At 64.5% G+C, this 25,605-nt stretch carries 22 protein-coding genes; 17 read left to right on the plus strand and 5 right to left on the minus strand.

Features of this window, described 5'->3' with window-relative positions; translation table 11 throughout:
- The first annotated feature begins 17 nt into the window (after positions 1-17).
- The 5 genes from XH79_RS22375 to XH79_RS22395 all read left to right on the plus strand — a co-directional run bounded on the left by XH79_RS22375 (position 18) and on the right by XH79_RS22395 (position 4,389).
- Positions 18-989 carry an aliphatic sulfonate ABC transporter substrate-binding protein gene (locus tag XH79_RS22375; RefSeq protein ID WP_271582945.1) on the plus strand — a complete coding sequence of 324 codons (972 nt, stop codon included), beginning with the start codon at positions 18-20 and terminating at the stop codon, positions 987-989.
- Between the two features lie 217 nt (positions 990-1,206).
- Complete coding sequence (locus tag XH79_RS22380) at positions 1,207-2,052, plus strand: ABC transporter permease (RefSeq protein ID WP_271582946.1); 846 nt, start codon at positions 1,207-1,209, stop codon at positions 2,050-2,052.
- A 4-nt stretch (positions 2,053-2,056) separates the two neighbouring features.
- Positions 2,057-2,842 (plus strand): ABC transporter ATP-binding protein, encoded by a 786-nt coding sequence (locus XH79_RS22385; protein WP_271582947.1) that lies wholly within the window; start codon positions 2,057-2,059, stop codon positions 2,840-2,842.
- 53 nt (positions 2,843-2,895) lie between these two features.
- On the plus strand, positions 2,896-3,405 hold the full coding sequence (locus XH79_RS22390) for an OsmC family protein (protein ID WP_008145226.1): 510 nt from the start codon (positions 2,896-2,898) through the stop codon (positions 3,403-3,405).
- A 174-nt stretch (positions 3,406-3,579) separates the two neighbouring features.
- Positions 3,580-4,389, plus strand: coding sequence for a hypothetical protein (locus XH79_RS22395; protein ID WP_212340430.1), 810 nt, complete (start codon positions 3,580-3,582; stop codon positions 4,387-4,389).
- A gap of 83 nt (positions 4,390-4,472) precedes the next feature.
- Here the strand turns inward: XH79_RS22395 and mutS are convergent, their stop codons facing one another.
- Positions 4,473-7,211 carry a DNA mismatch repair protein MutS gene (gene mutS, locus XH79_RS22400; RefSeq protein WP_271582948.1) on the minus strand — a complete coding sequence of 913 codons (2,739 nt, stop codon included), beginning with the start codon at positions 7,209-7,211 and terminating at the stop codon, positions 4,473-4,475.
- 215 nt (positions 7,212-7,426) lie between these two features.
- Here mutS and pcaF point away from each other — a divergent pair, with 215 nt between their 5' ends.
- The 6 genes from pcaF to XH79_RS22430 all read left to right on the plus strand — a co-directional run bounded on the left by pcaF (position 7,427) and on the right by XH79_RS22430 (position 14,128).
- Positions 7,427-8,635 (plus strand): 3-oxoadipyl-CoA thiolase, encoded by a 1,209-nt coding sequence (gene pcaF, locus XH79_RS22405; RefSeq protein ID WP_271582949.1) that lies wholly within the window; start codon positions 7,427-7,429, stop codon positions 8,633-8,635.
- A 137-nt stretch (positions 8,636-8,772) separates the two neighbouring features.
- Entirely contained in the window at positions 8,773-9,666 is an 894-nt protein-coding gene (locus XH79_RS22410; RefSeq protein WP_212340435.1) for a dioxygenase family protein, read from the plus strand.
- A gap of 108 nt (positions 9,667-9,774) precedes the next feature.
- Positions 9,775-10,476, plus strand: a complete 702-nt coding sequence (pcaH, locus tag XH79_RS22415) for a protocatechuate 3,4-dioxygenase subunit beta (protein ID WP_271582950.1) — start codon at positions 9,775-9,777, stop codon at positions 10,474-10,476.
- Position 10,477: 1 nt separating this feature from the next.
- On the plus strand, positions 10,478-11,068 hold the full coding sequence (gene pcaG, locus XH79_RS22420) for a protocatechuate 3,4-dioxygenase subunit alpha (RefSeq protein WP_271582951.1): 591 nt from the start codon (positions 10,478-10,480) through the stop codon (positions 11,066-11,068).
- Positions 11,069-11,299: 231 nt separating this feature from the next.
- On the plus strand, positions 11,300-12,988 hold the full coding sequence (locus tag XH79_RS22425) for a methyl-accepting chemotaxis protein (RefSeq protein WP_271582952.1): 1,689 nt from the start codon (positions 11,300-11,302) through the stop codon (positions 12,986-12,988).
- Between the two features lie 48 nt (positions 12,989-13,036).
- Complete coding sequence (locus XH79_RS22430; RefSeq protein WP_271582953.1) at positions 13,037-14,128, plus strand: phosphotransferase; 1,092 nt, start codon at positions 13,037-13,039, stop codon at positions 14,126-14,128.
- A 172-nt stretch (positions 14,129-14,300) separates the two neighbouring features.
- Here XH79_RS22430 and XH79_RS22435 read toward each other — a convergent pair whose 3' ends face one another.
- From XH79_RS22435 to XH79_RS22445, 3 genes are read right to left on the minus strand one after another with little or no spacing between them, the layout of a single operon-like run.
- Positions 14,301-15,857 carry an MDR family MFS transporter gene (locus XH79_RS22435; protein WP_271582954.1) on the minus strand — a complete coding sequence of 519 codons (1,557 nt, stop codon included), beginning with the start codon at positions 15,855-15,857 and terminating at the stop codon, positions 14,301-14,303.
- Between the two features lie 30 nt (positions 15,858-15,887).
- On the minus strand, positions 15,888-17,051 hold the full coding sequence (locus XH79_RS22440) for an HlyD family secretion protein (RefSeq protein WP_212340447.1): 1,164 nt from the start codon (positions 17,049-17,051) through the stop codon (positions 15,888-15,890).
- A complete protein-coding gene (locus XH79_RS22445) occupies positions 17,044-17,526 on the minus strand; it encodes a MarR family winged helix-turn-helix transcriptional regulator (protein ID WP_212340449.1) in 483 nt (160 codons plus the stop codon). The genes XH79_RS22440 and XH79_RS22445 overlap by 8 nt, the downstream gene beginning before the upstream one ends.
- A 157-nt stretch (positions 17,527-17,683) precedes the next feature.
- On the opposite strand from XH79_RS22445, the gene XH79_RS22450 reads away from it, so the two are divergent.
- The 4 genes from XH79_RS22450 to XH79_RS22465 all read left to right on the plus strand — a co-directional run bounded on the left by XH79_RS22450 (position 17,684) and on the right by XH79_RS22465 (position 21,507).
- Positions 17,684-18,178 (plus strand): Fur family transcriptional regulator, encoded by a 495-nt coding sequence (locus XH79_RS22450; RefSeq protein ID WP_212340451.1) that lies wholly within the window; start codon positions 17,684-17,686, stop codon positions 18,176-18,178.
- 36 nt (positions 18,179-18,214) lie between these two features.
- The gene (locus tag XH79_RS22455; RefSeq protein WP_212340452.1) at positions 18,215-19,168 is read left to right on the plus strand and encodes a DMT family transporter; all 954 of its coding nucleotides are present in this window, start codon (positions 18,215-18,217) and stop codon (positions 19,166-19,168) included.
- 12 nt (positions 19,169-19,180) lie between these two features.
- Complete coding sequence (gene ispG, locus XH79_RS22460; protein ID WP_271582955.1) at positions 19,181-20,464, plus strand: flavodoxin-dependent (E)-4-hydroxy-3-methylbut-2-enyl-diphosphate synthase; 1,284 nt, start codon at positions 19,181-19,183, stop codon at positions 20,462-20,464.
- 146 nt (positions 20,465-20,610) lie between these two features.
- Positions 20,611-21,507 (plus strand): TauD/TfdA dioxygenase family protein, encoded by an 897-nt coding sequence (locus XH79_RS22465; RefSeq protein WP_271582956.1) that lies wholly within the window; start codon positions 20,611-20,613, stop codon positions 21,505-21,507.
- 41 nt (positions 21,508-21,548) lie between these two features.
- On the opposite strand, the gene dgt is transcribed toward XH79_RS22465, so the two are convergent.
- Entirely contained in the window at positions 21,549-22,994 is a 1,446-nt protein-coding gene (dgt, locus tag XH79_RS22470) for a dGTP triphosphohydrolase (protein ID WP_271582957.1), read from the minus strand.
- 440 nt (positions 22,995-23,434) lie between these two features.
- Between dgt and XH79_RS22475 the strand changes: the two genes are divergently transcribed.
- Together XH79_RS22475 and XH79_RS22480 are read left to right on the plus strand one after the other, a co-directional pair.
- Entirely contained in the window at positions 23,435-24,772 is a 1,338-nt protein-coding gene (locus XH79_RS22475) for a Rieske 2Fe-2S domain-containing protein (RefSeq protein ID WP_271582958.1), read from the plus strand.
- A gap of 3 nt (positions 24,773-24,775) precedes the next feature.
- Positions 24,776-25,579: an N-acetylmuramoyl-L-alanine amidase gene (locus tag XH79_RS22480; protein ID WP_271582959.1), complete on the plus strand. Its 804-nt coding sequence runs from the start codon at positions 24,776-24,778 to the stop codon at positions 25,577-25,579.
- Positions 25,580-25,605: the final 26 nt, after the last annotated feature.

The following is a 25,605-nucleotide window of genomic DNA, read 5'->3' on the forward strand; positions in this document are numbered from 1 at the left end:
TTTGGAGGAGGCCGGGCATGACTGGGATTACACGACGCATTCTGCTGGCGGGCGCTGTGGCGCTTGCTTTGACCCCTGCGGCGCAGGCCGCTGATCCGCTCAAGGAAATCCGCATCGACTGGGCGACCTACAACCCGGTGTCGATGGTGCTGAAGCAGAAGGGGCTGCTGGAGAAGGAGTTCGCCAAGGACGGCATCACCATCACCTGGGTGCAGTCGGCCGGCTCCAACAAGGCGCTCGAATTCCTCAATGCCGGCTCGATCGATTTCGGCTCGACCGCGGGCTCGGCGGCGCTGGTGGCGAAGATCAACGGCAACCCGATCAAGTCGATCTATGTCTATTCGCGTCCCGAATGGACCGCGCTGGTGACGGGCAAGGACTCCAAGATCGCGAGCGTGGCTGACCTCAAGGGCAAGCGCGTCGCGGTGACGCGCGGCACCGATCCGCACATCTTCCTGGTGCGTGCGCTGCTCGGCGCCGGCCTGACCGAGAAGGACATCACGCCGGTGCTGCTGCAGCACGCCGACGGCAAGACCGCTTTGATCCGCGGCGATGTCGATGCCTGGGCCGGTCTCGATCCCATGATGGCGCAGGCCGAGGTCGAGGAGGGCGCAAAGCTGTTTTATCGCAAGGCCGACGCCAACACCTGGGGCATCCTCAATGTGCGCGAGCAGTTTTTGAAGGATCATCCGGACGCGGCCCGCCGCGTGCTCTCGGTGTATGAGGAAGCGCGCAAATATTCGCTGGCCAATTACGACGAGCTGAAGAAGACCTTCATCGCCGTGACGAAGCTGCCCGAGGCGGTCGTCGACAAGCAGCTCAAGGAGCGCACCGAGCTCACCCACAGCCGCATCGGCGCGCCGCAGCGCGAGTCGATCCTCGCTGCCGGCCTCGCGCTGCAACAGGCCGGTGTCGTCGACGCCAAGGTCGACGTGAAGGCGACGCTGGATGCCCTGATCGACGACCAGGTCCCGCTGCCGACGAATTAGTCGGCAGGGAAGAGGCAAGCGCGCGCACCACACACCGCCGTCGTCCCGGCGTAGGCCGGGACCCATACCCACCGAGCGTAGTTATTGCGAAGGCGGTCACTCCGAGTCCCCGTAACCACACTGCCCTGTGGTTATGGCTCCCGGCCTTCGCCGGGACGACGGCTGAGAACATAGCAACACTGTTGCATTCCCTCGTCAGACGCGCTTCCTACCGGCCATGATCTCCGACGCGCCAGTCCTGCAACAAACTTCGGAACCCGCCGAGAGCGCTGCTGCGCCCTCGCGGCTGTCGCGCTATGCGCGTCCGATGCTGGGCGTGCTGCTGCCGCTGACGCTCGCGCTCGGCTGGGAGCTCGTGGTCTGGTCCGGCTGGTCCAACGGACGCCTGGTGCCGCCGCCGTCTCGCATCTTCACCACCATCACCGACCTCGCCCGTTCCGGCGAGCTGGTGCGTCACATCACTGCGACGCTGTGGCGCGTCTCGCTCGGCTTCGCCTTCGGCGTGGTCGCCGGCACCTTGCTCGGTGCCATCTCCGGTTATTGGTCGCTGGCGCGGCGGCTACTCGATCCGACCGTGCAGGCGCTGCGTGCGATCCCCTCGCTCGCCTGGGTGCCGCTGTTCATCCTGTGGCTCGGCATCTTCGAGACCTCGAAGATCGCGCTGATCGCGGTCGGCGTGTTCTTTCCGGTCTATCTCGGCGTGATGGGCGCGATCCTCTCGGTCGATCGCAAGATCGTCGAGGTCGGCCGCACCTTCCGTCTCTCCGGCCCGGCGATGATCCGCCGCATCCTGCTGCCCGCAGTGCTGCCGGCTTACGTCGTGTCGCTGCGCGTTGGCCTCGGTCTCGGCTGGATGTTCGTGGTCGCGGCCGAGCTGATCGGCGCCTCCGAAGGCCTCGGCTATCTCCTGCTCGACGGCCAGCAGCTCGGCAAGCCCGCGCAGATCCTCGCCGCCATCGTGATCTTCGCCATCCTCGGCAAGCTCACGGACTGGCTGATCGAGGTCGCCGCTGCGCCGTTCCTGCGCTGGCAGGACGCTTTCTCCCGCGCGAAGGGAGCCTGAGGCGATGCTGGCACTGGACCGGGTCAGCAAGACCTATCCCAACGGCGTCGAGGCGCTGGCGCGTTTCTCCGCCGAGATCAGGCAGGGCGAGGTCATCGCCATCATCGGGGGCTCCGGCTGCGGCAAGTCCACGCTGCTCCGCGCCATCGCCGGGCTCGATCGCGCCAGCTCCGGCACCGTGACGCTCGACCGTGAAGCGATCAGCTCACCGCACGCCAAGATCGGCATCATCTTCCAGGAGCCACGCCTGCTGCCGTGGCTCAGCGTCGCCGACAATATCGGCTTCGGCCTCGCCGATCTGCCCGCCGCCGAGCGGCGCGAAAAGGTGGCGCGCGCACTCGAGCGCGTCGGGCTCACTGATAAGGCACAGGCCTGGCCGCGCGAGCTCTCGGGCGGGCAGGCGCAGCGCGTCGCGATTGCGCGGGCGCTGGTGCCGCAGCCAGAGGTGCTGCTGCTGGACGAGCCGTTCTCCGCGCTCGATGCCTTCACCCGCAGGGATCTGCAGGATCATCTGCTCGACCTCTGGGCCGACACGCGGCCGACCTTGATCCTCGTCACACATGACGTCGACGAGGCCGTGGTGCTGGCCGATCGCGTGCTGGTGATGCGGCCGCGGCCCGGTCGGCTGTTCGACCAGATCGAGATCAATCTGGCCCGGCCGCGCGATCGCAATTCGCCGCTGTTCGAGAATTTCAAGCGAAGTGTGCTGACGTCACTCGACCGTTCGCTCGACCGCAGTGTGCCCGACCGGGACGCAACCCAGGGTCCCGGTCAGGCCATGTGGTGGTGACATTTTTGCTCTGAGCCGGTAAATCGAGGGGGCGATTTTTCCGGGAGAGAACAATGGACGCCGCCGAACTGCGCCAGATGCAGGCCCCGATCAAGGAGCGCTACAAGACCGATCCCAAGACCGCGCTGATCACGTTGAAGGCCAAGGGTTCCACCGACAGCGAAGGTATCGCCTGCAAGGTCGAGACCGGCCGCGCCATCGCGATGGCCGGCCTGCATCCCGCCACCGGCGGCTCAGGCCTCGAGCTCTGCTCCGGCGACATGCTGCTGGAAGCGCTGGTCGCCTGCGCCGGCGTCACGCTGAAATCGGTCGCGACCGCGATCGAGGTGCCGCTCAAGACCGGCAATGTCTACGCCGAGGGCGATCTCGACTTCCGCGGCACGCTAGGCGTCGACAAGGAGACGCCGGTTGGCTTTGCCGAGATCCGTCTCCGCTTCGAGGTCGATACACCGGCGCCGCAGGACAAGCTCGATCTCCTGCTCAAGCTCACCGAGCGCTATTGCGTGGTCTATCAGACCATCAAGAACGGCCCGAAGGTTTCGGTGTCGATGCAGCGGATGTGACTTTCTTACCCTCCCCTGAAGGGGGAGGGTCGATCGCGCGCAGCGCGAGCGGGGTGGGGTGATCTCTCCACGTCGCACACTGTTCGTGTTGAGAGATCACCCCACCCCGCTGCGCATTTCGCTTCGCTCCATGCACAGCGACCCTCCCCCTCCAGGGGAGGGTAAGAAGAAAAAATGTCCCTCGACCTCCACTTCATCCTCTTTCTCCTTTTGCGCATGGCGATCGCAGCGGCGTTCGTGGTGACGGCGTCTGTTATCACCGAGCGCTCGGGGCCGGTGATCGGCGCGCTGATCGCGACGCTTCCGGTGTCGGCCGGTCCGTCCTACGTCTTCCTCGCGATCGACCATGACGCCGCCTTCATCGCGCAGGGCGCGCTGGCGAGCCTGCCGGTCAATGCGGCGACGATCTTCATGTGCCTCACCTATGTCGTGCTATCACAGCGGCACGGCATGGCGGTGAGTTGTGGCAGCGCGTTCGCGGTCTGGATCGCAATGGCCTCGATCATCCGCCAGTTCGAATGGTCGCTCACCGCCGGGCTCGCGGCCAATTTGATCGCATTCGGCATCTGCATTCCGCTGCTCGCAGGCTATCGCCACGCGAAGATGCCGCTGGTGACGCGCCGCTGGTATGACGTCCCGATGCGGGCTGCGCTGGTCGCGACTCTTGTCGCCATCGTGGTCTCGACCTCCGGCTGGGTCGGCCCCCGCATCAGCGGCATCATCGCGCTCTATCCGGTGGTGTTCTCCAGCATCATGGTGATCCTGCATCCGCGCATCGGCGGTCCGCCGACCGCGGCCGTGCTCGCCAATTCCGCGTGGGGCCTGCTAGGGTTCGGCATGGCGGTCGCCGTGCTGCATCTCGGCGCCGCCAATTTCGGCTCCGCCATCGGCCTCAGCATGGGGCTTGCGACCTGCGTCGGGTGGAATCTGACGCTGTGGTGGATGGGGCGGAGGAAGCGGCTTGAACTTCGTAGGGCGAATTAGCGAAGCGTAATCCGCCACCTTGCGTTCCGCCGGGGATAGACCGTGGTGGGTTACGCCTTCGGCTAACCCACCCTACGGCACCGCTACTGCTTCGGCAGCCTGGCCTTCAACGCATAGAGCGCATCGAGCGCTTCGCGCGGGGACATCTCGTCGGGGTGCAGTGCCTTCACCGCGTCCATCAACAGCTCGGCTTCGCTCGGCGGCGTGGCTTCAGCGGCGGCGCGCGAGGGCACGGCGAACAGCGGCAGATCGTCCACCAAGGCGCGCGCGGTCTGGCCGCGGTCTTGCGCCTCCAGCTTAGAGAGCACGGATTTTGCGCGCGTGATCACGGCCGGCGGCAGGCCCGCGAGTTTTGCCACCTGGATGCCGTAGGAGCGGTCGGCCGAGCCCGGCAGCACCTCGTGCAGGAACACGACATTGCCCTGCCATTCCTTCACCCGCACCGTCGCATTGAACATCCGAGGCAGCTTTGCCGAGAGCGCAGTCAGCTCGTGATAATGCGTCGCGAACAGCGTGCGGCAGCGGTTGCTCTCGTGCAGATGCTCGATCGCGGCCCAGGCGATCGAGAGGCCGTCGAAAGTCGCGGTGCCGCGGCCGATCTCGTCGAGGATGACGAGCGAGCGCTCGCCGGCCTGGTTCAGGATCGCCGCGGTCTCGACCATCTCCACCATGAAGGTGGAGCGGCCGCGGGCGAGGTCGTCGGCGGCGCCGACGCGCGAGAACAGGCGGTCGATGATGCCGATCCGCGCGCGCGTCGCCGGCACGAAACTTCCGATTTGAGCAAGAAGGGCAATCAGCGCGTTCTGGCGCAGGAAGGTCGATTTACCGGCCATGTTGGGACCGGTGAGCAGCCAGAGCTGGCCGGATTTTTGCGCCGGACCAGGCGAGAGATCGCAGGCATTGGCGATGAACGGCTCGCCGTTGCGCTTGAGGGCCTGCTCGACCACGGGATGGCGGCCCGCTTCGATCGCGAAGGCAAGGGAGCCGTCGACCTCGGGCCGCACATAGTTCTCGTCGATCGCGAGCTTGGCCAGCGAGGTCGCGACGTCGAGCAGCGCAAAGCCTTGCGCCGCGGCGCGCAGGTCGTCGCTGATCTCGAGCGCCTTGGCGCAGAGCTTCTCGAAGATTTCGAGCTCGAGGCCGAGCGCGCGGTCGCCGGCATTGGCGATCTTGGCTTCGATCTCGCCGAGCTCCGACGTGGTGAACCGCACCTGGCCGGCCAGCGTCTGGCGGTGGATGAAGGTCGCGTTCAGCGGCGCCGACATCAGCTTGTCGCCGTGCTGGGCGGTCACCTCGACGAAATAACCGAGCACGTTGTTGTGGCGGATCTTGAGACCCTTGACGCCGGTGTCGTCGGCGTAGCGCGCCTGCATTGAGGCCACCACGAGGCGCGAGGCATCGCGCAGGTTTCGCGCTTCGTCGAGCGCAGGCTCGTAGCCCTGGCGCACGAAGCCGCCGTCGCGCTTGATCAGCGGCAATTGCTCGTCGAGCGCCGTCGCAAACTCGGCGGCGAGCGAGCGCGACGGACGCTGCAAAGCGGCCATCACCGCCGCGATCTCCTGCGGCGGCTGGTCGAGCTCGGACAACCGCGTCAGCACCTGGTCGGCGGCGAGGATGCCGTCACGCAAGCCGGCGAGATCGCGCGGTCCGCCGCGGCCGACCGAGAGACGTGCGAGCGCGCGCGACATGTCGGGCGCGCCGCGCAAGATGCTGCGGATGTCCTCGCGCGCGGCGGAATCGGCAACGAAGCTGCCGACGGCGTCGAGCCGCCGCGCAATTGCCGGCGCGTCGGTCAGCGGCGCCGCCAGCCGTTGCGCCAGCAGACGCGAGCCGGCCGAGGTCACGGTGCAGTCGATGGCGTCGAGCAGCGAGCCGCGGCGTTCGCCGGCGAGCGTCCGCGTCAGCTCGAGATTGGCGCGCGTGGCCGGATCGATCGCCATGGTGGCGCCGGACGCTTCGCGCGCGGGCGGTGACAGCGGCGGGTGCTTGCCGACCTGGGTGCGGTCGACATAGGTGACGGCAGCGGCCGCAGCCGTGGCTTCCAGCCGCGTCAGCTGCGCGAGGCCATCCATCGTCGCGACGGCAAAGTAGTCGCAGAGGCGCTTCTCGGCGGTGGCGCCGTCGAAGACGTCGCGGGTCAGCGGCGTCACAGCCGGCAGCTCGCGCAGTGTCTGCCCGAGCTCACTGTCGTTATAGAGCGCGTCGGTGACGATGGCCTCGTTCGGGTTGATGCGCGCCAGCGTCGCGGCGAGCTCGCCGCCCGAAACCTCGGTCACCATGAATTCGGCGGTCGAGATATCGATCCAGGCGAGGCCGAAGCGGTCGCCGCCGGTGGACGAACGCGCGCGCGCGATCGCCAGCAGGTAATTGTTGGCACGCGCATCGAGCAGCGTATCCTCGGTCAGCGTGCCCGGCGTGACCAGCCGCACCACGCCGCGACGGACCACGCTCTTGTTGCCGCGCGCTTTCGCTGCCGCGGGATCCTCGGTCTGCTCGCAGACCGCGACCCGGTGGCCGGCCGAGATCAGGCGATGCAGATAATCCTCGGAGCGTTCGACCGGGACGCCGCACATCGGGATGTCGGCGCCCTGATGCTTGCCGCGCTTGGTCAAGACGATGCCGAGCGTCCTGGAGGCGATCTCGGCGTCCTCGAAGAACAGCTCGTAGAAATCGCCCATCCGGTAGAACAGCAGCAGGCCCTGATGCGCCGCCTTGATCTCGAGGTACTGTTCCATCATCGGCGTCACGCGCGCGGCAGCTTCCGCCTGCGGTGCGGGCGCTTCGTCGGGCGGCGGTACGGGTATCGGCTGTTGCATCGTCATGGGCGGCGCAACCTACAAAATTTCGCCTCCTGCTCCTATCGGTTTGGCCGTGCGGGGCGGGTTTTCCACGTTGTCCGCACCGCGGCATGCGTGGCGGACCGCAGGCCCCTGCAAATCGCACGCGAAACCGTCAATTGACCTGCCGCGGGCGCCCTCCTAAAACTCCGCCGACATTGAAGAATTTGGCCGGATCGCGGCATTCAGGGAGAACAACGATGCGTGACGTCTTTATCTGCGATGCCGTGCGGACCCCGATCGGCCGTTTCGGCGGCTCGCTCGCCAAGGTGCGTGCCGACGATCTCGCCGCAGCCCCGATCAAGGCGCTGATGGTCAAGCATCCCAATCTCGACTGGGCGCAGGTGGACGAAGTCTTCTTCGGCTGCGCCAACCAGGCCGGCGAGGACAACCGCAACGTCGCGCGCATGGCGCTGCTGCTGGCAGGCCTTCCGGATTCGGTTCCCGGCCAGACCCTGAACCGGCTTTGCGCCTCCGGCCTCGACGCCGTCGGCGCTGCTGGCCGCGCCATCCGCTCCGGCGAGATCGAGCTTGCCATTGCCGGCGGCGTCGAATCCATGACCCGCGCGCCCTTCGTGATGGGCAAGGCGCAGGAAGCCTTCTCGCGCTCGGCCGAGATCTTCGACACCACCATCGGCTGGCGCTTCATCAATCCGCTGCTCAAGGCGCAGTACGGCGTCGACGCGATGCCGGAGACCGGCGAGAACGTCGCCGAGGAATTCCAGGTCTCGCGCGCCGACCAGGACGCCTTCGCCATCCGCTCGCAGCAGCGCGCCGGCAAGGCGATCGCGGCCGGCTATTTCGCGGAAGAAATCACGCCGATCACGATTCCTGGCGGCAAGGCCGGTCCGATCACGGTCGACAAGGACGAACATCCGCGCCCTGAGACCACGCTGGAAGGTTTGGCAAAACTGAAGCCGATCGTGCGCAATCCCGGCACCGTCACCGCCGGCAACGCCTCGGGTGTCAATGACGGCGCCGCCGCGATGATCCTCGCCTCGGAAGCCGCGGTGAAGAAGCACGGCCTGACGCCGCGCGCGCGCATTCTCGGCCTCGCCTCGGCCGGCGTGCCGCCGCGCATCATGGGCATTGGTCCTGTGCCCGCGACCCGCAAGCTGATGGAGCGTCTCGGCAAGAAGATCAGCGATTTCGACCTGATCGAGCTCAACGAAGCCTTCGCCTCGCAGGGCATCGCCTGCATGCGCCAGCTCGGCGTCGCCGACGATGCCGATTACGTCAATCCGCATGGCGGCGCCATCGCGCTCGGTCATCCCCTCGGCATGAGCGGCGCGCGCCTCGCGCTCACCGCCGTGCACGGCATGGAGAAGCGCGGCGGCAAGCTGGCGCTGGCCACCATGTGCGTCGGCGTCGGCCAGGGCGTCGCCGTTGCGATCGAGAAGGTGAACTGACGGGACGCGTAGCGTCCCGTCATCCCGGGGCAGCCCGACAGGGCTGAACCCGGGATCTCGAGATTCCGGGTCTGGTCCTTCGGACCATCCCGGAATGACAGTGTTAGAGTTACGCGGGTCGCTTCAAGGACCGTCCCATGATCATCGAGCGCGAGCAGGACGTCACGGCCGCGGCCCTGGCGGTGATGGAGCGGACATCCGATCCGCGGCTGCGGCAGATCATGGTCTCCCTGGTCAAGCACCTCCATGCCTTCGTGCGCGACGTTCGCCTGACCGAGAAGGAGTTTCGCGACGCCACCGCTGTCATCGCCGAACTCGGCAAGTTGACCACCGACACGCATAACGAAGTCGTGCTGATGGCGGGATCGCTCGGCGTCTCCCCGCTGGTGTGCCTGCTCAACAATGGCGATCAGGGCAATACGGAGACCGATCAGTCGCTGCTCGGACCGTTCTGGCGGCTGAACTCGCCGCGGGTCGAGAATGGCGGATCGATCGTGCGCTCGGAGACACCGGGTGCGCCGCTGTTCGTCAATGGCCGCGTCGTCGACAGGGACGGCCGTCCCGTCGCCGGGGCCGAGGTCGATGTCTGGCATGCTTCGCCGGTCGGCCTCTACGAGAACCAGGACCCTGAGCAGGCCGATATGAACCTGCGCGGCAAGTTCACCACCGACCAGGACGGACGCTTCGCCTTCCGCTCGGTGATGATGGTCGGCTATCCCATTCCGACGGATGGCGTGGTCGGCCGCCTGCTCGAGGCGCAGGGCCGGCACCCCTACCGCCCCGCGCATCTGCACGCCCTGATCTTCAAGCCCGGATTCAAGGTGCTGATCTCGCAGGTCTACGATCCCGCCGATCCGCATATCGACAGCGACGTGCAGTTCGGGGTGACGCAGGCGCTGATCGGCAAGTTCCAGCGCCACGATACGCCGCATCCGACCGCGCCCGACGTCGCAACGCCATGGTACTCGCTCGACCACACCTATCGGCTCGAGACCGGGGAAGCCGTGCTGCCACGTCCGCCGATCAAATAGCGTCGGCGCAGGAGGCTTAAACCCGCTTCCCCAAATTAGTTATATCCTATAATGATTGGCGGAAGCGTTGACCGGCTGGACCTAAAATGGCCGGGGAGGAGTTCGCCAATGACATTCATCTATCCCGTCGACAGCAACAAGGCGCATCCGCTGCCGCTGTCGCCCGACTACAAGAGCTCGATCAAGCGCGCGCCGAACAAGCCCTTGATCCCGATGCGTCACACGCTGTCGGAATTGACCGGTCCGGTCTACGGCCACGAGACCGTGCGCAAGGGCGACAACGATCTCACCACCCAGCACACCGGCGAGCCGATCGGCGAGCGCATCATCGTGCACGGCCATGTGCGCGACGAGGACGGCCGCGGCGTGCCGAACTCGCTGGTCGAGATCTGGCAGGCCAATTCCTGCGGTCGCTACGTCCATGTCCGCGACCGGCATCCGGCGCCGCTCGATCCGAATTTCACCGGCGCGGGCCGCACGGTGAGCGATGCCGCCGGCTACTACCGCTTCGTCACCATCAAGCCCGGCGCCTATCCCTGGGGCAATCACCACAATGCCTGGCGTCCGGCGCACATCCATCTGTCGGTGTTCGGCCATTCCTTCGTCACGCGCCTGGTGACGCAGATGTACTTCCCGAACGATCCGCTGTTTCCGTTCGACCCGATCTTCAACTCGGTGCCGGACGAGAAGGCGCGGGCGCGCATGGTTTCCTCGTTCGATCTCGAGAATACCCAGCCCGAATGGGCGTTGTGCTACCGCTTTGACATCGTGCTGCGCGGCAAGAACGCCACGCCCATGGAGAACCACTAACGTGCAGGATAACGGGATTACCCCATCGCAGACCGTCGGTCCGTTCTTCAAATACGGCCTGACGCCGACCGGCGACTACGCCTGGAACGATGCGTTCACCAATTCGACGCTGACGCCCGATGTCACCGGCGATCGTGTCCGCATCGAGGGCCGGGTCTTCGACGGTGACGGCGTTGTCGTGCCTGACTGCATGCTGGAGATCTGGCAGGCGGATGCCCAAGGGCGTTTCGCCGACCCGCAGGACAAGCGCGCGCTGCCCAATGCCAGCTTCCGCGGCTTCGCCCGCTGCGGCACCGACACGGACGGCAATTATTCCTTCGACACCATCAAGCCGGGCGTGGTGCCCGATCCCGACGGCAAGCCGCAGGCGCCGCACATCGTCCTCGCCGTGTTCGGGCGCGGCATGCTCAGGCATCTCTACACCCGGATCTATTTCAGCGACGAGGCCGGCAACGCCTCCGATCCCGTGTTGGCCCTGGTGCCAGCTGAGCGCCGCGCCACGCTGACCGCGGTGCGCGAGGCCGGCAAGCCGGTCTATCGCCTCGACCTGCACCTCCAGGGCGACGACGAGACGGTGTTCTTCGACATGTGAGGCAATGCGTCGCGGCAACTCCGGGTCGCCGCGACGCGCTTCTCATTCAGCGCAATCGCAACCGATGCTGCGCGTTTGAGCGTCAGTCTCGCTGACCAAAACCGATTGATTGACGTCCCATTCCCGTAGTTCTGCGGAGCTTTTCCTTCTGCAACCAGTCCGCGAGGAAAGTCCGTATTTACCGTAGCGATCTAGGCTCGGTGCAGATTTGATTCGCGCCTGGATTGCCTCATGAAAATTCGTCTGTCGTTGTCTTCCGCGATCATTGCGTTCGGCATCGTGCTCGCCATCGGCTTCACTGCGGTCGTCTCGACCAGCCTCTACGCGCTACGCGAGCTCAAGGTCGGCGGTCCGCTCTATTCCGACATCAAGCTCGGCAACGACCTCATCGCCGACATCCTGCCGCCGCCGGAATATGTCATCGAGGCCTATCTCGAAGCCACGCTCGCCATGCGCGAGCCGGATCAGCTGGCCGCCCATGGCGAGCGACTGGTCCAGCTCCGCAAGGATTACGCCGAGCGCAAGGCTTACTGGGTCGCCTCCAGCCTCTCGGCCGACCTGAAGACTGCCCTGGTGTCGAAATCCGATGCCGAGGTGCAGAAATTCTGGAAGGCGTCCGACCAGCTCCTGCCGGCCCTCAAGGCCAAGGATACGACTGCCGCCGAGCGCGCCTATGCGCAGCTCAAGGACGCCTACACCGCGCATCGCGCCGTCATCGACAGTATCGTCGAGAACGCCAACAAGCAGAATGCCGCCATGGAGAAGCTGGCCGCGGACCGCGACAGCTCGATCCTCTATATCCTCCTCGGTGTCTCCGCGGCGGTCCTTGCGTTCATTGCCGCCGGCCTGCTCGGCGTCGCCCTTGGCGTGGTGCGCCCGATCGTGCGCATGACCGGCACGATGCAGAAGCTTGCGACCGGCGATCTCGCCGCCGACATCCCCTTCGCGCATCGGCAGGACGAGGTCGGCTCGATGGCCGGCGCCCTCGAGGTGTTCAAGCAGGGGGCGATCGAGAACTCCCGCTTGCGCGAGGAGCAATTGCAGAACGAAGAGGAGGCCGCACGCGCCAAGCGCTCGGCCCTGCATCAGATGGCCGAGACGGTCGAGCGCGAAACCGGCCGTTCGGTCGATACCGCGAGCGCCGCGAGCCAGGGCGTGGAACGGGTCGCCTCCAGCCTGTCCGAGATCGCCCGCTCGTTGTCCACGGAATCACAGGCAGTGGCTGCGGCCTCGACGCAGGCGCTGGGCAGCTCGCAGACGGTTTCGGCTGCAGCCGAGGAGCTGAGCGCCTCGATCCGGGAGATCGCCACCCAGGTCGCTCGCACCTCGACCGTCACGAGGTCGGCGGTCGCAGGCCGCGAGCAGGCCCGCTCGACCATCCAGGCGCTGGCCGGATCGGTGAAGAAGATCGCGGAGGTCTCCGACCTCATCGGCGGCATTGCCGGCCAGACCAACCTGCTGGCGCTCAACGCCACCATCGAGGCGGCGCGCGCCGGCGAGGCCGGCCGCGGCTTCGCCGTGGTCGCATCCGAGGTGAAATCCCTGTCCGACCAGACCGCCAAGTCCACCGAGGAGATCGCGCGCCTGATCGCCGAGATCCAGGCCTCGACACAGGCGGCCGTGGACGCCGTCGAGGCCATGGGAGGCCACATCGTCGAGATCGACGGCGTTGCGACCTCAGTTGCCGCCGCGATGGAAGAGCAGGATGCGGCGACGCGGGAGATCGCGCGGTCGATTTCCGAATCGGCGTCTGCCGCAAAGGACGTCTCGGCCAAGATCGGCAATGTCAGCCGCGACGCCGCTTCCGTGAACGAGCGCGCCGCGGAGGTCAGACAGGCAATTGCCGGCATGGCGGCCAATCTCGAGCAGCTGCGGTCGGTCGTGGTTCGGACCGTGCGCGACTCGACTGCGGCGGCGTAGGTCAGGCATCAGGTCGGCCGCTGGTGCCTGGGATCGTGATCGTGCAGTATGGCGCGGGACAGGGGCATCGTGGTCATGACACTTCCACAATTGCCGGCGGTCGTTGAGCCCGCCCGACTGACGGCTGCGCTCCGCCGGGGCGGCGTGCTGGACGCCGGCGCGGTGCGCGAAGTGAAGGTGCTGCATCAGCGTGACACCGTCGTGTCACACATCGTCAGGCTCGGTCTGCGTTATGTCGGCGAATCCGCCGGCGCCCCGCAGTCGCTGATCCTCAAGACCCCCAATTCCGCTTTCGCCGAAAGCCTCGCCAATGGCGGCCGGCGCGAGGTGGACTACTACACGCAGCTCGCGCCGAAAATGCCGCCGGGACTCGTGCCGCGCTGTTTTGACGGGCATTTCGACGGGGACGGCCCCACCTGGCATCTGCTGCTGGAGGACCTCACCGACAGCCACGACATTGCGATGGCCTGGCCGGTGCCGCCGTCGCGCGAGCAAACCTTCGCCATCGTCACCACGCTCGCACGCTGGCATGCGGCCTGGTGGGACCATCCGAGCTTCGGCGACACCGTCGGCACCTTCGCGAGCACGGACGACAGCGCACAACGCATGGAGACGTTTGCGGGCCATTATGACCGCTTTGCCGACGTTCTCGGCAATCGCCTCAGCGAAGAGCGGCGGATCCTCTACCGTCGCCTGATCGATCAGTCGGAACGGCTGTCCCAGCGTTACCATTCACGCCGTCATCTCAGCATCACGCATGGCGACGCCCATACCTGGAATTTCCTGCTGCCGCGCGCCGGCGTCGCCGACACCGTGCGCATCTTCGATTTCGATCTCTGGAGCATCAACGTTCCGACCCACGATCTCGCCTATATGATGGCGATGCATTGGTATCCGGAACGCCGGCAGGCGCTCGAACGGCCGCTGCTCAATCTCTATCACGAGACGCTGATCGACAGCGGCATCACCAGCTATACGCGCGGCGCGCTCGACCGCGACTACCGCTGGGCGGTGCTCTGGCAGATCACGCGGCCGGTCTGGCAGTGGAGCATCAACATCCCGCCGCTGATCTGGTGGAACAATCTGGAACGGGTGATGATCGCGGTCGAGGATTTGGGATGTGAGGAGTTGTTGGGGTAGGCGGCGCCGCAACCCCGATGTCGTCCTGGCGAAAGCCAGGACCCATTACCCCTGGGCGTGGTTGTGGCGCCGAGCTAGCAACCACGAGCCGTCGTCAAACTCCTCCCTGGGGTAATGGGTCCTGGATCTGCGCTGCGCTTGTCCAGGACGACCGTGAAGGGGACGACAACAACTACTCCATCACCGCATGTTCCGGCCCCGCTGCCTGCTTGCGCAGGGTGGCCTTGGTCGAGCCGATCATCAGCGCGAGCGGGATGGTACAGAGGATGAAGACCATCACCAGCATGTAGTCGTGGGCGAAGGCGATGATCTGCGCCTGCACGCCGACCATCCGGTCGGCCATGGCGCGGCCGGCGTCGGTGGACAGGTTGATGATGCCGCGCACGTCGGGCATTTGCAGGGCGTGGTTGAATGGGTTGATGTGCTCGGACAGGATCGCATAGGTCCGCCGCGTGCCCTGCGTCAGCTCGGCGATGACGACCGAAATGCCGACCGAGCTCGCGACGTTGCGCATCAGGGTCAGCATGGCGGTGCCGTCGGTGCGCAGATGGTTCGGCAGCGTCAGGAACGACACCGTCGAGAGCGGCACGAAGACGAGACCGAAGCCAAAGCCCTGGATGATGCTGACGGTGACGATCTCCGGCACCTGGGTCAGGTCGGTCCAGCCGGTCATCTGGAACAGCGAGCCCGCGGTCAGAGTGAGGCCGGTAATGATCAGCGTACGCGCCTCGAAATAGCGCATCATGCGGCCGACCAGCATCATGGCGAAGAAGGTGCCGAAACCGCGGCTCGCCAGCAGCAGGCCGGCGGTGATGATGGGATAGCCAATCACGTTCTGCATGTAGGGCGAGGCGAGCGCCATGGTCGAGAACAGTACGAGGCCCATCACGACCATGAACACGCAGCCGGTGACGAAGTTGCGGTCCCGAAACAGCGCAAAGCGGATGAACGGCGTCGACGTCGTGAAGGAGTGCGCGAGGAAGAAGTAGAAGGCGACGGCCGAGACGATGAATTCCGCGATGATCTCGTTGGATTCCAGCCAGCCGAGCTGCTCGCCGCGGTCGAGCGCGAGCTGCAGCGAGCCGATCGCGATCGCCAACGCTGCGAAGCCGAACCAGTCGAACTTGAGGCTGAGATCCTTCCTGGTCTCGTCCATGAAGACGATCAGCCCGAGCACGGTGATCGCGCCGAACGGCAAATTGACGAAGAACACCCAGTGCCAGGAATAGGTCTCGGTCAGCCAGGCGCCGAGGGAGGGGCCCATGATCGGGCCCATCATCACGCCCATGCCCCAGATCGACATCGCCTTGGCGCGCTCCTGGAGCGTGTAGTAATCGAGCATGACCGACTGCGACAGCGGCACCAGCGCCGCGCCGAACACGCCTTGCAGCAGGCGGAACAGCACCATCTGGTTGATGTCCTGCGCCAGGCCGCACAGCACGGACGCCATGGTGAAGCCGGCCGAGCAGATGATGAAGATGCGCTTGCGGCCGAAGCGGTTGGCGATCCAGCCCACCGGCGCCGTCATGATCGCGGCGGCGACGATGTAGGAGGTCAGCACCCAGTTGATCTGGTCCTGCGACGCCGACAGCGTGCCCTGCATATAGGGCAGGGCGACGTTGGCGATCGTGGTGTCCAGCGCCTGCATGATGGTCGCGGTCATGGCGCAGATCGTCACCATGTTCCGGCGCAGGCCGGGGACCATCAGGCTGGCATTGGGGCCGGACATCAGATCAGTCCTTATCTTATTCTTTGTATCTTATTCTTTGTCCTGGCCTGCGGTCGCCGACAGGCCGAGCAGGCCGGCGAGCGTGCGCTGGTGGCCGGTGTCGATGGTGGCATAGACGCTCATGCCGGCCTTCAGCTTCCGCACGTATTTGTCGGTCTCGTCGAAATAGATCCTGATCGGCACGCGCTGCACGACCTTGACGAAATTGCCGGTGGCGTTCTGCGGCGGCAGGATCGCGAACTGCGCGCCGGTGCCGGGCGAGAGCGAGCCGATCTTGCCCTTGAAGACGTGGTTCGGGAATGCGTCGACCTCAAGCGTCACCGGCTGGCCCTCCGTGACATAGGTGAGATCGCTCTCCTTCGGATTGGCGTCGACCCAGGGATGGGCGATATCGACGATCGAGAACACCGCCGTGCCCGCCGCCACATAGCGGCCGAGCTGGATCTGCTCGACTTGCGTCGCGACGCCGCCCATCGAGGCCCGCACCACGGCGTGGTCGAGATTGCGCTCGGCGTTTTCGAGCTTGGATTTGGCCTGCGCGTAGGGCGGGAATTTCTCCAGCGGCAGATCGGTGTCGCCGAGCAACTGCGTCTTGGCGGTCGAGATCTGCTGCTTGACGTATTGCGCGATCGAGCCCGAGGTGACCAGCGCGTTCGAGGCGTTGTCGAGATCGAGCTGCGAGCCGAAGCTGTTCTTCACCAGCGCCTGCTTGCGCTCGACGTCGCGCTGCTTGAGGTCGACGCCCTTCTGGGCGAGGTCGAGCATGTCGCCGTAGATCTTGATGTTGGCGCGAAGGTTGTCGTAGGTCGTCTGCGCCTGCATGAGCTGCGCCCTGGCCTCGTCCACCGCGAGGCGGAACGGCACGGGATCGATCTCGAACAGCACGTCGCCCTGCTTGACGAGCTGGCCTTCGCGGACGACGACCTTCTCGATCTTGCCGGAGATGTCGGGCGTCACCAGCACCTTCTGTGCGCCGACATAGGCATCGTCAGTGCCGACATAGCGTCCGCCGTGCAGATAGAATGTGACGCCGCCGATGGCGGCGACAACAGGCAGCACGACCATCAGCAGGAAGCGGCGATAGCGGCGCAGGCCGGCGAGCACGCGGCGGCGCGGATCGGTGCCGGCCTTCCTGGTGGGCTTGCCGCTGTCGTTCTTGTGCTCGGGCTGGAATTTGAGAACCTGATCAGCCATAGCGCTGCTCCTTGCGTGCTTGCTCCGCGCCCGATGTCTGAATCGCGTTACGCACGTTTTCCTTGATTGTTTCGAGTTGGGTGAGGAGACGGTGCGCGTCCGCCGGACTGATGCCGTCGAGCGCGTTCGCCGTGAGCTCCGACTTCAGGCCGCTCATCCGGCCGAGCAGCTGTCGGCCGGCCTTCTTGAGATAGAGGCGCTTGACGCGGCGGTCCGAAGGGTCGCTGCGGCGCTCGATCCAGTCGCTGTCGCAGAGCTTGTCGATCAGACGCGTCAGCGTGATCGGCTGCACCTCGAGCAGCTCGGCGAGTTCGGACTGCTTCATGCCCTCGCTGCGCTCGACCTTGGCCAGCACCGCCCATTGCGCACGGGTGATGCCGAAGCGCGAGGCCTCCTTGTCGGCATAGACGCGCAGCAGGCGGTAGAGTTCGCCGAGCGTAAACAGGAAGTTCTGGTCGACCGACCCGCGGGTCATGAGCTTTGTCTCCAATAAGCTTGAGATAATATAAGCAAGCTTATGATTATTGTGTGGCGGATTATCGGGATGCAGTCCCGCAGGAAGAGCATGGCTGGCAGCCCCGCCGCCCGTGATGCTTTGGGTTCCATCGCCGAAATGCTAGAAGGCAGGCCGCATGACCCTCGCAAAGCCGGCCTTTCCCGCGCCTGACCACGATCACGGCCGCTGCACCGCGGACGCGCTGGCGCATGCCGAGGAGGTTTGCGAGGCCCGCGCGCAAAAATTCACGCCGATCCGCCGCCAGGTGCTGGGTGCCTTGCTCTCCAGCCATCGCCCGCTCGGCGCCTATGAGGTGATCGACGAGCTGGCGAAATCGATGGCGCGGCCGGCGCCGATCACGGTCTATCGTGCTCTCGATTTCTTGATGGCCAACGGCCTCGTACACCGCATCGAAAGCCGCAACGCCTATCTCGCCTGTGCCGCCCATGACCATGACGCGACCTCGGCGGTGGCGTTCCTGATCTGCGAGCGCTGTGGCCTTGTCGGCGAGATCCCGTCGGGGTCCTTTGCCGGGGATCTCAATGCCGCGGCGCGCAGCTCGGGCTTTGCGCCGAAGCTGTCTGTGGTGGAGATCACGGGCGTCTGCACCCATTGTCAGAAAACGTCTTGAAGCAACAACGGCGCAAAGCCGGATTTTTGGGAAGAAATGTCCGCACCTCAAGCCATCCCGTCTGCCGGCCGTCCTCTCAGCGCCGGCGCCATCGCCCTGATGCTCATGCTGTGCCTGACCTGGGGATTCAACCAGATCGCGGTGAAGCTGGTGCTGCCGGACATCCCGCCGATGCTCCAGGCGATGATCCGCTCCATGGGCGCGCTGCCGGTGCTGTTCATCATCGGCACTCTGCGTGGCGTGAAATTCTTCGAGCGTGACGGGACATGGAAGGCCGGCCTGATCGCAGGGCTGATGTTCGGCATCGAGTTCGTGCTGATTTTCCAGGGCCTGCGCCTCACCTCCGCCTCTCGCGCGGTGGTGTTCCTCTACACCGCCCCGTTCTTCGTCGCGCTCGGCTCCTACCAGGTGCTCGGCGAGCGGCTTGGCGCCTCGCAATGGCTGGGTCTTGCCATCAGCTTTGCCGGTGTCGCGCTCGCGATCGGGGTGCCGCAGCCGAATGTCGATTCGCATGTCCTGCTCGGCGACCTTCTGATCGTCGGCGGCGCCGGGCTGTGGGCGGCAACGACGCTGGTGGCCAAGGGCACACGTCTGCGCTTCGCCGCACCGGAAAAGGCGCTGGGCTACCAGGTCGCGACCTCGATCCCGATCCTGGGGCTGGCGGCCTGGCTATTCGGCGAATCCATCACCCACACCCCGGCGCCGCTGTCGCTCGGCCTGATGGCCTTCCAGGCGATCTGGGTGGTGGGAACCACGTTCACGCTTTGGTTCGCGCTGGTGAAGGCCTATTCGGCCAGCAAATTGTCCGCTTTTACCTTCATCACCCCTTTGTTTGGCGTGGTGGGTAGCTATTTCATCATGCACGACACCCTGAGCCTGACATTCGGGGCCGCCGCGGTCCTTGTAATTGCTGGGCTTTTTCTGGTTAACCGTCCCAGCCAATCGGCTGCGGCGCCGCGCGATGCATTGCTGAACGTCACCAAAACCTGATATTTGGACGCCATGAACAAGCTCGAAAACCCTCTCGATTCAGACATCGCGGGCCCCGCGCCCCGGCACCGGACCACCCAGGTCAAGGTCGGCAACGTCGCTGTCGGCGGCGGCGCGCCGATCGTCGTGCAGTCGATGACCAACACCGACACCGCCGATATCGACGGCACCATCGCCCAGGTTGCAGCGCTCGCGCGCGCCGGCTCCGAAATGGTCCGCATCACCGTGGACCGCGAGGAGGCCGCGGCCGCCGTCCCGCACATCCGCGACGGCCTCGCCAAGCGCGGCATCACCACGCCGCTGATCGGCGACTTCCACTATATCGGCCACAAGCTGCTCGCGGCCTATCCGGCCTGCGCCGAGGCGCTCGCCAAGTACCGCATCAACCCGGGCAATGTCGGCTTCAAGGACAAGCGCGACACCCAGTTCGCCGACATCATCGAGATCGCGAACAAGAACGGCAAGCCGGTCCGCATCGGCGCCAATTGGGGCTCGCTCGACCAGGAGCTCTTGACCAAGCTGATGGACGAGAACGCCGCCTCGGCCAATCCGCGCGACGTCCGCGCGGTGACGCGCGAGGCCATGGTGCAATCCGCGCTGCTCTCGGCCGCACGCGCCGAAGAGCTCGGCATGCCCAAGGACCGCATCATCCTCTCCGCTAAGGTCTCGGCGGTGCAGGATCTCATCGCGGTCTATCAGGATCTCGCCAGCCGCTCCGACTACGCCATCCATCTCGGCCTGACCGAAGCCGGCATGGGCTCGAAGGGCATCGTGGCGTCCTCGGCCGCGCTCGGCATCCTCCTGCAGCAGGGCATCGGCGACACCATCCGCATCTCGCTGACGCCGGAGCCCGGCGGCGACCGCACCCGCGAGGTGCAGGTCGGCCAGGAACTGCTCCAGACCATGGGCTTCCGCACCTTCGTGCCGCTGGTCGCGGCCTGCCCCGGCTGCGGTCGCACCACCTCGACCACGTTCCAGGAGCTGGCGCGCTCGATCCAGGATTTCATCCGTGACGAGATGCCGACCTGGAAGACCAAGTATCCCGGCGTGGAGGAGCTCAACGTTGCCGTGATGGGCTGCATCGTCAACGGCCCGGGCGAATCCAAGCACGCCAATATCGGCATCTCGCTCCCGGGCACCGGCGAAGCGCCGGCCGCGCCCGTGTTCGTCGACGGCAAGAAGTTCCGCACGCTGCGCGGGCCCACCATCTCCGCCGACTTCAAGGCGCTGGTGATCGACTACATCGACCAGCGCTACGGCCAGGGCGCCAAGGTGCCGGTGCCCGCGGCGGAGTAAGCGTCTCCTAAATATCGGAATCGTAGGGCGGGTTAGCGAAGCGTAACCCGCCTTATTTTTTGCGGAGCGAAGTGGCGGGTTACGCTTCGCTAACCCGCCCTACATTGCTACGATGTCTCCCAATCAGAACGATCGGGAGAACCGCCATGAGCTCACTCGCCGGCAAGCAAGGCCCGCGCTATCGCCACACGGCCGAAGACGGCGCGCCCTACGAGACCATCGCGGTCGAAAAGCTCACTCCCATCATCGGAGCGGAAATCTCCGGCGTCGACATCGGCAAGCTCGTCTCCGACGATGCCCGCTCCAACCGGCAGATGGACGAGATCCACCGCGCGCTCGCCGAAAATCTCGTCATCTTCTTCCGCGACCAGCAGATCACGCCGCAGCAGCATCTCGCCTTCGGCCGCAAGTTCGGCGAACTGCATTTCCATCCCGCAGCTCCGCACGAGGATGAAGACCCGGCCTTGATGAAGATCTACGCCGACAAGAATTCGCCGCGGGCGAACGGCGAGGGCTGGCATTCCGACGTGTCCTGCGATCTCGAGCCGCCGATGGGCTCGATCCTCTACATCAAGCAATGCCCGCCGCGTGGCGGCGACACGCTGTTCGCCAACATGTACGCGGCCTACGAGGCGCTGTCCGACCGCATGAAGGCCTATCTCGACGGGCTTACCGCGCTGCACGATGGCGAGCCGATCTATCGCGGGCTCTACGCGAACTACGGCGTTGCCGATCGTCCGTCCTATCCGAACGCGGAGCATCCGGTGGTCCGCACGCATCCGGTCACAGGCAGGAAGGCGCTCTACGTCAATCGCGGCTTCACCCGCCACATCAACGGCATCCCGCGCGACGAGAGCGACGCGATGCTCGCCTATCTCTACCAGCACGCCGAAAACCCGCTGTTCCAGTGCCGCTTCCGCTGGACCGAGAACGCCATCGCCTTCTGGGACAACCGCTGCACCCAGCACCGCGCAATGTGGGACTACTGGCCGCATACGCGCTCGGGCACGCGCGTGACGGTGAAGGGCGAGCGGCCGGTGTGAGTGAGGCGATAAAGCCGTCCCGTTCCGCTCTTTCCGGCTTTCTAATACGGTTTATAAATTGATGGTGCGTTGATGCCGATCAGTCGAGAGTAAAATTCAACGCAATAGCGATCCGTCATACTAGCGATGAAGTCGCAAATCGTCCTCAATTTCCAAGCTTTGTCGCTGTATGCGTCGTAAGTTGAGCGGACATCATGAGGCAGAAGCTTCTCGCCGCCCGGCTGCGCTAGCGCTTTGAATATGTGCTCAATGATTTCCCGTCCTCTTCTGTCTGCCATTTTGAAGCGATTAGACATGACGAGCGCCTCGTAGGCAAATCGCTTCAGTACCTCTATCGCCTGAAATGTACCAAGTTTGAGCTGAACCCAACTAAGAGCTGGCGTCTTTGGATCCAACACAAATTCTACGTCAGACATGAATGCATAAACGAGCTTCGATGTGAACTCGCTGCGGAGGCTGCCTTCCTCTTGAAGAGTTTTTGAGCCCGCTGAAACTTCGGCAGACAATGCGTAGCTCAACTCCTCGCCCGTCATCGCTGTCTCCTGAGCTCGTTCTACGAGACGTTGCGAGGGCTGAAAGATATCTTTCATCATTGAGAATATGATGCGATCGACGCCGTCGATGGTCAAAGCTTCTTGCGAAGTGACGCTCTTCGGGTAACTCGTGAGCATCTTCCTGTTTACAACGTCCGCGATGCGCTGCTTAAGACGATTGTCAGCAGCCGCCATTGATAGCGGGGAGAGAAAATCAGCCTTGAAGGCATCTTCAACATCGTATGTTGAGTAAGCAATATCGTCTGCCAGATCCATGATGCTGCACTCCAGAGTCTTGAACCTTCCAGGCTTGCAACCGGGTCCGATACTGGATTTGATGTCAGCAATGAGTGCGGCTTCTGTTTGATAGTAGCCCTTCGTCACTTCGCTTGTAGCTGGACGGTTTGTCGGGATCACCCTGTCGTACTTCAAAACTGAAGCGATGCTTCGATATGAGAGGTTCAGGCCAACCCTCGTGTCGATGTCTCTACGCCTCATTGGCGGAGTTTCGAGTTCCTTCTTTTCCAATCGGGTGAGTATTCGGATCGTCTGAGCATTTCCCTCAAATCCCCCATAGCCCTTCATCATGTGGTCGAGTGTGCGTTCGCCGTCGTGCCCAAACGGCGGGTGTCCAAGGTCGTGAGCAAGTGCGGCGAAATGCACGAGATCAATATCAATGGGGGTTCGCTTGAGCGCGGGCTCATTATTATTGAGGTTCAGCGCTATGCCGGTCGCTATTTGGGCGACCTCAAGACTGTGCGTTAGGCGATTTCGAAAAAAATCGTTCTCGTCCGACGGGAAAAGCTGTGCCTTCCCCTGAAGCCGTCGGAAGGATGGCGAATGTATTAGGCGGGCGACGTCACGTCTAAAGGCGTTCCGAGCATCGCCTTTCTTGTTCCTGACCTTAACGACTCTCTTTTCGTCTACCTGCCGGTTGTATAGGGCCGCTGCCATTCGCTACCTCATCGCGACGCAGTTGGTATGACTGGCCCCGTTTGGCGACCTTCCCCTCCGGACCAGAGATTCGCGTCACCGACGAGACACGTTCTGCGCCCTTGAGTTTTGCTAGACGTAGTCCTGCAGAGTCAATCTTAGGTAGGTCCGCCATCGTCATCTCCGCTCTAGAGCGTTGTTTTTTAACGCATTTTATACGTGAACTGAGAAGTCGCGTCAAGAACAAAAGACGAACATATTGAGGCGATTCAATTCGAGGTTACTGATTCTACAACGGCGATTCGGTTGCCGGAATCGGGGCCTTCGGACTTTTTTTCCGGGGGCCAACTGTGGGGATATCTGCAGAGAAAGCTTGCGCGGACAGCTACGCCGGCTGGTTCCATTGACGCCATCCCCAGCCGAAGCCAATCTTCCCAAAAAAACAAATCGGGAGGATTTCCATGCTCCGCGCAGAGGACAATAAATTCCTGACCGAGTCCGGCTCTGGTACGGGCATGGGCGAGCTTTTGCGCCGCTTCTGGATTCCCGTCCTCCTCTCCGAAGAGCTCCCTGAGCCCGACGGCGAGCCGAAGAAGATCGTCGTGCTCGGCGAGGAGTTGCTCGCCTTCCGCGATTCACGCGGTGTCGTCGGTGTCATCGACCAGTACTGCCCGCATCGCGGCGCCAATCTCTGGCTCGGGCGCAATGAGGAATGCGGCATCCGCTGCGTCTATCACGGCTGGAAGTTCGACACCGACGGGGCTTGCGTGGACATGCCGACCTCCTATCCCGATCTCAACGCCAAGGATCTCATCCGCATCAAGTCCTATCCGGTGCGCGAATGGGGCGAGATGATCTGGGCCTATATGGGCCCGGCGGACGCGATGCCTGAGCTGCCCGATCTCGAAATGGCGCTGCTGCCGGCCTCGCACCGCTACGTCAGCAAGAAATGGCAGGACTGCAACTGGGTGCAGGCGCTGGAAGGCTCGATCGACACCGCGCATTTCACCTTCGCCCATCTCTCCTTCGACAAGGAGGAGAACGAGATCCTGGACATCAAGAAGCATTTTGTGAATCCGCTGGTGCGCATGAACAACGATCACATGCGCTGGATAGCAGAGGACCCGCGCCCCGTGATCAAGGTCGCTCCGCACGAGGCGGGGCTGACCATCGCCGGCGGCCGGCTCACCGGCGGCGACAACATCTACTGGCGCATCGCGCAGTTCCTGATGCCGTTCCACGCCTATGCGCCGAGCGCGATGCCGGGCGAGGCCATCTTTGGCCAGACCTTCGTGCCCGTCACCGACACCAATTGCTGGATCTACACCTATGTCTGGAATCCGGAGCGGCCGCTGACGCAGGGAGAGCGCGACGCCTACGACCGTGGCAACGGCGTGATCGCGGAGGTCGACGCCAATTACGTGCCGCTGCGCCACAAGGGCAACGATTACCTGATCGACCGCAAGCTCCAGAAGACCCGCAGCTATACCGGCATCAAGGGCGTGTCCGAGCAGGATGCCGCCGTGCAGGACAGCCAAGGCCCGATCGCCGACCGCACCCGCGAGCATCTCGGGCCGACCGATCTCGGCATCATGCATTTCCGCAAAACCGTGATGGAGCTGGCGCGCGCGCTCCAGCAGGGCGAGCCGCCGTCGCAGGCTGCGCATCAGGATCGCTACGCGGTGCGCTCCGGCGCCTGCGTCACCAGCAAGACCAAGGACCTGCCGGCCGTGATGCTGGAGCGTTTCGGCGACGTCGCCGGCTTTGTCGGCCGGCCACGAATTGCGGCAGCGGAGTAGCGCTTGAGGCCGTTGCGCAGCATCATCGCCGGGCTGGTCGCGTCGATCCTGTTGTCAGGGCCTGTCGGCGACGTCGCAGCCGCGGCAAAAGCTGCGAAGGCCAGACCGAAGCCGGTGCAGTCACCGGCCAAATGTGAGATGCCGAAATTCCGCATCGTCGTGGATGTCGGTCACACCCCGGACTCCTATGGCGCCCTAAGCGCGCGCAACGATCCGGAGTTCGGCTTCAACTTCCGGCTCGCACGGCTCATCACGGCGAAGCTCAAGTCTGAAGGGTTCGCCGCAACCCGCCTGCTCGTCACGGACGGCAAGGCGCGGCCGAGCCTGTTCAAGCGCGTCAGTGTCGCGAATGACGGCCGGGCCGATCTCTTTCTGTCGGTTCATCACGATTCGGTGCCGGACAAGCTGCTCGACACCTGGGAATTCGACGGCGCGAAGAGCTATTTCAGCGATCGTTTTTCCGGCCACTCGCTGTTCGTCTCCGAGCGCAATCCGCACTTCACCACCAGTCTGAAGCTGGCCAGGTTGATCGGTCGGCAGTTGAAGGAGCAGGGCCTGCACTATGCCAGCCAATACAGCTTACCGGTGATGGGCCGCTACCGGCGTCAGTTGCTTGACAAGGATGTCGGCGTCTACCGCTATGACGGGCTCATCGTGCTGTCGCGAACAAGAAGCGCTGCCGTGCTGCTCGAAGCCGGCTCCATCATCAATCGCGACGAGGAGATGGAAATGAACTCGACCGAGCGGCAGGAGATGATTGCAGGGGCGGTGGCGGCGGCGGTGGGGGAGTTTTGCGAGAGGCGGTAGCCGGCGAGCGTGAAGATTTCGGTTGT

Source organism: Bradyrhizobium sp. CCBAU 45389, from assembly GCF_028128625.1.
Lineage (GTDB): Bacteria > Pseudomonadota > Alphaproteobacteria > Rhizobiales > Xanthobacteraceae > Bradyrhizobium > Bradyrhizobium liaoningense_B.